6 protein-coding genes are annotated in these 6,000 nt (G+C 70.7%); 4 read left to right on the top strand and 2 right to left on the bottom strand.

Annotation, left to right across the window (positions count from 1 at the left end; translation table 11 throughout):
* Nucleotides 1-74: 74 nt before the first annotated feature.
* The 4 genes from AB0K80_RS33165 to AB0K80_RS33150 all read left to right on the top strand — a co-directional run bounded on the left by AB0K80_RS33165 (nucleotide 75) and on the right by AB0K80_RS33150 (nucleotide 2,675).
* Nucleotides 75-905 carry a ParA family protein gene (locus tag AB0K80_RS33165; RefSeq protein WP_365676144.1) on the top strand — a complete coding sequence of 277 codons (831 nt, stop codon included), beginning with the start codon at nucleotides 75-77 and terminating at the stop codon, nucleotides 903-905.
* Between the two features lie 305 nt (nucleotides 906-1,210).
* Nucleotides 1,211-1,366, top strand: coding sequence for a hypothetical protein (locus AB0K80_RS33160; RefSeq protein ID WP_365676142.1), 156 nt, complete (start codon nucleotides 1,211-1,213; stop codon nucleotides 1,364-1,366).
* Nucleotides 1,363-1,617 (top strand): DUF6372 family protein, encoded by a 255-nt coding sequence (locus tag AB0K80_RS33155; RefSeq protein WP_365676140.1) that lies wholly within the window; start codon nucleotides 1,363-1,365, stop codon nucleotides 1,615-1,617. Before AB0K80_RS33160 ends, AB0K80_RS33155 begins: the two co-directional genes overlap by 4 nt.
* A gap of 848 nt (nucleotides 1,618-2,465) precedes the next feature.
* Nucleotides 2,466-2,675 carry a YozE family protein gene (locus tag AB0K80_RS33150; RefSeq protein WP_365676138.1) on the top strand — a complete coding sequence of 70 codons (210 nt, stop codon included), beginning with the start codon at nucleotides 2,466-2,468 and terminating at the stop codon, nucleotides 2,673-2,675.
* Nucleotides 2,676-2,920: 245 nt separating this feature from the next.
* Here AB0K80_RS33150 and AB0K80_RS33145 read toward each other — a convergent pair whose 3' ends face one another.
* Nucleotides 2,921-4,639, bottom strand: coding sequence for an ATP-binding protein (locus tag AB0K80_RS33145; protein ID WP_365676136.1), 1,719 nt, complete (start codon nucleotides 4,637-4,639; stop codon nucleotides 2,921-2,923).
* 181 nt (nucleotides 4,640-4,820) lie between these two features.
* On the bottom strand, nucleotides 4,821-5,828 hold the full coding sequence (locus AB0K80_RS33140) for a bifunctional DNA primase/polymerase (RefSeq protein WP_365676134.1): 1,008 nt from the start codon (nucleotides 5,826-5,828) through the stop codon (nucleotides 4,821-4,823).
* Nucleotides 5,829-6,000: the final 172 nt, after the last annotated feature.

Raw genomic sequence — 6,000 nt, 5'->3', positions numbered from 1 at the left:
AAGCGTGCGGGTCAGCTTGCGCTTAGGCAAACGGGGTCGGCAATCTTCGGCTTACATGAGGAGAGGAGGACCCTGTGGCCGAAGACCCGGAAATCGTCGCTGAGGTCAGCGAGAAGGGCGGCGTCGGGAAGACGTCGGTCACTGCGGGGTTGATCGCCGTGGCTGCCGAACATGGGCTGAGGGTCGCTGGAGTCGACCTGGACCCGCGCGCGACGCTCACCGACGAGCTGGGCGTCGTGGAGCCCAAGTTGTCGGTGAACGACATCTACTACGTCGACCCCGACGAGCGTCCCCGCGACCCTGCCGAGATCGCGCGCGAGACACTCGTGCGCGCGGGGAAGCACTGGCCGTCGAACGTCTGGGTCCTGCCGGCCGTCCGGAAGTTCGGCAACCGGGAGAGCGACCCGACCACTGGCATGGAGTTCCGGCTGAAGCGGGCTCTGTGGGGTCTGCGGGACCTGGTCGATGTCATCTTCATCGACGCACCTCCCCGGCCGGGCGGGAAGGTCGTGGGGTCCGCGCTCATCGCGGCCCGCAAAGTCGTGATCCCGGCGACGCTCAAGAAGGACGGGTACCTCGGCGCTCGGGAGGCGCTGACCTCCATCGAGCACTACACCTCGCCCGGCGGGCTGAACGAGTCCCTGCAGGTCGTGGGAATCGTGCGGAACATCGTGCCCAGCAAGCGCGAGTTCCGGGAGGTCCACCGCCTTTGGGAAGGCCGCCTGCAGGAGCGCTTCGGCGACCTCATCCTGCCGACCAGGATCCACAACTACGCCGTACGCGAGGTCTGCCGGACCGGGTCCATCCCCATCACGGCAGCTCCCGGCCGCGAGGCCAAGCTGCTCGTGTCCTCCTACCGCGAGGTACTGCACCACACCCTCCCGACCCTCAAGGAGAAGCGCTGATGCCGTCGTTCATGCAGAAGGCCGCCCAATCTGACGAGGAGATCCGCAAGGCCCAGGAGAAGGACCCCGCCGACCTCAGTGGGGCCCAAGAGCCTGACTGGGACAACCCGGAGAGCTGGGGTGGCTCTGGTTCTTCCGCTGGCGATTCGGCAAGCGGGAATGCTGGTGATCCTGCAGGCGGGAACGAGGGCCAGGAGCAGAAGACTGCGGCTCCGGCCTCGCCCACCCCGACGTCGTCGGGAGCCTCCCGGCGCCCGCCTCGCCGTCGTGGCCGGCCGCGCGGTCCGGAGCGAGTCCCCCTGACCGTGCGCATCCTGACCTCCACCGACCGGAAGCTCACGGCCGCGGTCGAGCAGACCGGGCTCAACCCGCAGACGCTCGTGGAGCAGGCCCTGGAGGCTCACTTCCGGCGGCTGAAGGTCGAGGACCCGGGCCCGGAGTCGCAGGGGGATGTCGCATGACCACGTTCGACATCGAGTCGCTGCCTCCCGTCCTGACCATCGTGCTGCCCGCGATGTTCGAGTGGGAGCAGGACCGGCCCGGCGGGTGCCGATGTGCCTGCGCCATCTTCCACCAGTCGCAGATGCGCCCGGCCTGCACGCACCCCGCCGACCCGGGTCTGCTCATCCGGGTGCAGACACCCGCCGAGACCTCCCGGCCTCTGCCGGTCTGCCTCGGCTGCTATCACGACCTGGTCCCACTCGCCGCCTGAGTCCGGCTCGGCTTTCCGCCCGCGTTTCCGCCTGCTTTCCCGCAGGTGAGAATGCGGGCGGTCTGCTGTCTGCGACCTGGTCGTCAGGGACGCACCCGCCGATAGGGGCGCACCTCGGCGGCGCGACCTGGAGGGGAGAGGTAAAGCGGACGGGCGCGTCCGCGCCCGGCACCCCCGGGTGCGGCTCTCTGCGGCCCGCGCGTTCACCGGCGACGGCCGAACCGGCCGCGGCCGGCCTCCCGGCCGTCGCCGGGCGCGGCCCGCCCGCCTACCGCACGTCACGCGCCCCACCCCGCCCATGCGGACCGATGAGCGCTGCGGCCCGGCCCACGCAAGGTGGTGCCTGCCTTCCGTCCTCGCGCGGCTTGAAGCCGCAGGGGGCTGATCAGAGCCACCCAAAAGCGGGGCGCCGGGCTCGGCGGTGCGGATCGTCGCCGTCTGCGGCCCGGCGGTGATCACGGTCTGTAGATCAGCGAGACGATTTGCCCGGTATGCGAGGGACGCAGGGACGCACTTTTCCCCTACATCTCTCTTCTCTCTACTTCTTCTCGTCATTCCAACAGAGATGAGGGGGTCAAATGCGTCCCTGCGTCCCTCCAAAAGCCGCATAGCGGACACACAGCAGGTCAGAGGCAGGGACGCACCAGGGTCGCACCAGGGACGCACAGCGTCCCTAGGGACGCACTTGGCGCCCCCAGGGACGCACTTTTCACAGGTGCGTCCCTGGGTGCGTCCCTCCCGGACGGCAAGTGCGTCCCTGTCGCCACTCACGCAGCGTGAGGAACGGGGCTGTCGGTGGTCGGCGGTAGGCTCCGCCGGTCGGAGCAGACACCCAGGAAGGGCGGGACGTGAGCGGATTCGGGGCCTGGCTGGCACAGTTCACGCAGGTCAGCAGCGCAATCGGAGACCTCGCCCGGGACGCGGCTGCAGACCCCGACTGGCCGGACGGACCCGACGAGCTGGAGACGTACGCCGACCACCTCGAAAGCGCCGGCGCCTCCGAGTCCGCGCTGGAGACCCTCGCCGACGCCTGGGCCCGGTACGCCGCCAGCCGCTGACCGCGCCGTACCCGGCCGCCGGGCCGTCGCGCCCGCCCGCCGAGGAGATCAGCGTGGTCCTGCCGTCGTCGGCTGAGGTACCTCCGCCCCGCCATCCTCGGCGCACCCGCCGCAGGGGTTGCCTTTCTGTGGCTGATGACCTGCGCTTTCGCATGGAATCTAGCTAGATAAGCCGCCTTCCCGTGCCGGTACGCCGAAGGCCCGCCGGTGCTGGGCACGGGCGGGTCGGCGGGTGGCGCGGGGCGCTACGCGGTGATGGTCTCCTGGACCGGCTCCGGCTGCTTCGGCGGCGCGGCCGGGCTGGACTTCGGGATGTAGGTGATGAACAGGGAGCGCTTCCCGTTCGACTTCGAGCGGGCGATATCGACCCCGAGCTTGTCGAGGTCGGAGGCGACACGGTTGATCCGGCCGGACAAGGCGCCCGGCGTTCTGGGCCACTTGTCGTTGGTCATGCCGATCTGGCTGGTCAGTTCGTCCAGCAGCTCGGCGGTGGTGCCGTCCCAGACCCGGGCGCCGTCCTCCGGCCGGACCGGCATCCGCTTCATGAGGACCAGGAGCTGGGTGGCGACCTGGTTGGACTCCACCACTTCCTCCGCCAGCTCGGTGCGCTGCTGGAGGTAGTCGCGCAGGATCGACTTCTCCGGCACGCCGTACACCTCATCCAGCGCCGCCATGATCAGTCCGTAGTCGGCCATCCGGGGCAGCGGGATCTCCCCGCGGTCGGCCTTCTCCCGGATCGCCGGGAGCTTGTTGAGCGTGGCGACCAGGAGGTCGAGCAGCGCGCCGAGGATGCGCGGGTGGGCCTCGTGGTACGCCTCCCACAGCGCCGTCTCGGTGCGCCGCTTGGTGATCCGGTCCAGGTGCACGGGGATCATGCGGTCCGCGAGGTCACCGCGCAGCGTGCCGACGTCGATGCCGTTGACGATCAGGACCCGGCGGAACTCCTGGACCGTGACGTCGCTGTCGCTGTACAGCGTCCGCTTGACGTTGGCGTCACCGGTCGCGGCCCGGCACATCGCGTCCGACAGCCACTCCGGGATGCGGGACAGGTTGTCGAGGCCGACCACCCAGGAACCCACGGCCGCGGTCGCCCAGTCGTCGGGGTCCTTCGGCGTCGACCGCGCCGGCGCGGCGCTCGGGTCGATGAGCTGCACGAGCATCTTCGTCGCCGTCGACTTCGCCGTGCCCTGCTCACCCGAGAGGAACAGCAGCGGGTGCGGGATGCCCGGGACCAGCCCCGAGACCAGCCACGACACCATCAGCGGCCACGACTCATCCGTCACGTTCAGCAGCTTGCGCAGCTCCTTCAGCGACCCGCCCTTGACCGGCTCGGGCAGCGGCTGGGTGAGCTGCGAGCGCCGGAACAGCGGCTGGCCCTCGGCGGCCGGTCCCACTGACCACCCGGACCGGGTGATCGTGACGACCTTGCCGTCCGCCCGGCCGAGGTCGAGGACCAGGCCGTCCTCCGGGCGCTTGCCGAGCGGGGCGACCCGCAGGTGCAGCGGCACCGGGTCCTCCGCCTGCGCCCGGCCCTCGATGGCGAGCATCGCGTCCGCCAGCGCCGACGACGACGCCGCCTTGCCCTGCAGCCCGTAGTAGGTGCGCGCCAACTCCGCCCGCAGCGAGATCCGCCCACCGCGCAGCAGACGCGCGATCCGCGGACCGTCCTTCGGCACCGCGTACAGGTCGCCCGCATCCGACGAACCGAACTCGTACCGGCTGTCCGCCATCGCGATGATCTGGTCCGCGACGGACATCTTCTCGCCGCCGCCGGCCGCGCCGCCCTTCCCCTTCCCGCGCTGGGCCGGGGGCGTCGCCGACGTCGACTCCTTCCAGGCCCGGAAGGCCGCGAGGTCCTCGGCGGACGCCGACTCCATCTCCGCCCGCAGCTTCTCCAGCTTGGCCTTCTCCTTCTGGAACGCTGCGAACTGCTCCAGATCCGGCTGCTCCTGGTGGTCCGTCATGCCGCACCCCCGCTCACCAGCGGGAGACGCAAGCAGGTACGACGGCGTACGAAGGTCTCGCATGCGAGGCCACTCCTCGGGTGCCGGGCCCCGGGGCGGTGGTGCGCCTGCGGGGCCGTGATCACTGTCGAGGCGTGGTGTACGTGGCGCTGAGCCTTAGTGTCCTGGGCTGCGGTTCGCATCAGGCGGCACCGCCCATCCGGCGGACCGGAACGGTCCCCATCCGGCGCGGCCGGGCAAGGCCGGCGGTCATGCCGGACCGGATCGTCTTCTCAATCTCGCGTGGGGTGTCGACCCCGAGCCCGCACTCCTGCGCGGCCTCGGTCAGCTGCTCCTCGGCGACCGCCTGGTCCACGAGCCCGGCCGCCACCAGCTGGCCCGCGCGGTACGCCGCGAGATTCAGCCGGTCGTTCCGGCCGCCCTCCTTCATCGCCGCCAGCTCGTCACACTCCGAGCGCAGAATGCCCGACGCCCACCGCTGCTCGCGCGTGCCCTGCCGGGTCAGCTCCTGCAGCCGGGCGACCACATCGGCCCGTCGCGGCGCTCCCCCGGCTTTGGGTGGCTGGGGTGCAGCCGTGACCAGAGTCAGCAGCCACTCCGGCAGGACCGCCGGTTCGGTTGGGCTCCCGTCCTCGAGGACGTACGCCGCTCCGTCGACCACCGAGCCGATGCCGACGATGTAACCGCCCGCCGCGCGGGTGTCGAGGCAGAACCCGAGGGTCCGCGCAGTGTTCCGCACCCCGACCCCGGCCGGGGCCCGGTAGACCAGGTGTCGGCCGCCGCTCGGCGTCCGCACCGTCAGCGTCGGGGTGATCCGCGCGCCCGGCGTCCGGGCTGCGAGCGAGTACAGCATCGTCATGCCGTCCACGATCTCCGGGGAACCGGACACCTCCCCCTCGTGCGGCACGTCCAGGTCGAGCGCGACCAGGCCGGAGGGCCCGCACGCGATGCCGATGTTGAACGGGGCCCGGCCCCACGTCCGCTCGATGACCTCCGGGTCGCGGGTGGCGCGCTCCTCCCAGTTCGTCCATCGGGGCTCTTTCGAGCCGACCAGGAGGGGGTGGACGTACATTCCGCGCTCGGCGTACCGGTGCGCGCTGGCCAGCAGTGTTGCCCGGAGTGCCCGGGTTGCAGCAGCTCTGCTTTCCCGGGATTGTGGCACCGGGGCCGATCCTTCTCGTACCCTCATGAGCGAGCGTCCTTTCTCGTACCGCTCGAACTTCGCCGGGATGACGGTCCCGGCCTTGCAGTGCCGAGGCGCCCTGGCAGGGGCGCCTTCGGTGTTTCTGGGGGTCAATCCTGCCTGTAGATCACCGGTTGACCATCGTCGTGTCGGGATCGTTGGGGCATGAGTGCCGGTT

This window comes from Streptomyces sp. NPDC052682, assembly GCF_040678435.1.
GTDB lineage: Bacteria > Actinomycetota > Actinomycetes > Streptomycetales > Streptomycetaceae > Streptomyces.
The sequence above is the reverse complement of the archived record's forward strand: the minus strand, read 5'-3'. Positions and strand labels throughout refer to the sequence as shown.